Origin of the sequence: Streptomyces swartbergensis (assembly GCF_002148965.1) — a bacterium.
In the GTDB taxonomy this organism is placed as follows: domain Bacteria; phylum Actinomycetota; class Actinomycetes; order Streptomycetales; family Streptomycetaceae; genus Streptomyces; species Streptomyces swartbergensis.
This window is the reverse complement of the sequence record NZ_NGFN01000742.1, coordinates 1-1,031: the sequence shown is the minus strand read 5'-3', so window position 1 is coordinate 1,031 and position 1,031 is coordinate 1. Positions and strand designations below refer to the sequence as shown.

General features: G+C 73.6%; 1 protein-coding gene. It reads right to left on the bottom strand.

Going from position 1 to position 1,031, the window contains the following annotated elements; genetic code table 11:
* Positions 1-123: 123 nt before the first annotated feature.
* Entirely contained in the window at positions 124-996 is an 873-nt protein-coding gene (locus CA983_RS44040) for a trypsin-like serine protease (protein WP_107500369.1), read from the bottom strand.
* Positions 997-1,031: the final 35 nt, after the last annotated feature.

Genomic DNA, 1,031 nt, shown 5'->3' with positions numbered 1-1,031 from the left:
GCGGCGCCCCGCCGCTCCGGATGGTGCCCGGTGCGGCGGGGCGGTCGATCATGCCGGGTGGCCGGGTGGCCGGGTGGCCGGGTGTCCGGGTGTCCGGGTGTGTCGGGTGGCCGTCGGCGCGGGTTACGGGAGCTTGACGAACGGTGCCAGGAAGGCACGGGCGCCGGGGGTGTCCAGGCGGTACGTCACGTTGGTCGCGTAGCAGGGGGTGTCGCCGGTGATGGTGGTGGCGGCGAGGATGGTCCGCCCGCCGATGACGGCGAAGTTGGGGCCGCCCGAATCGCCGTAGCAGGCACCTCCGTTGCCCTGCGGGGCGGTCATCGCCAGTCGGGCCCAGGAGTCGTTGAGGGCGTTGAAGGTGACGGGCGCCTTCATGCGGACGCCGCCGCCGGGGTGGGTCTGGCCGCCGGGGCCGTTGACGGCCTCCTGGGTGCCGTAGCCGGCGACGAGCCAGTCGGTGGTGTTCAGGCCCTGCGGTCCGAGCCTGCCGAGCTGGTTCGCGGTGGGCAGGGTGGCCGGGGTGAAGCTCCAGCGGGCCTTGACCTGGGCGGCGGGCAGTTCGACCACCGCGATGTCGTGGGTGTCGGAGGCGGGCCCCGGGTAGTCGGGGTGGGAGTGGGCGGTGCCCTGGACGGCGACGGCGGCGGCCTGCGCGGCCGGGTTGCCCGGGTATTTCTTGGCCGCCGCGTCGAGCCCGGACTGCACGTCCTGGTCGAGGGAGACGTAGAACCGCACGTTGTCGGGCCAGTCGGTGGTGCAGTGGGCGGCGGTCAGGAAGGTGTCCGCGTCGATCATGGTGCCGGAGCAGACCCAGTCGACCCGGTCGGGGGTCGCGGGGTTGCCGTCGTCGTCCCAGGTGGCCACGAGCGCGCCGACCTCGGTGCGTTCGGGTGCGGGCGTGGCGTTGTAGGAGTTGATGGCGGACGACGGCAGCGCGGTGGCGAGCACGGCGGCACCGGCCGCGACGGTGACGGCGAGGGCGCGTACGGAGGTCAAGAGAAACCCTTCTGGGGGTGGGACGGGTCTTCTCC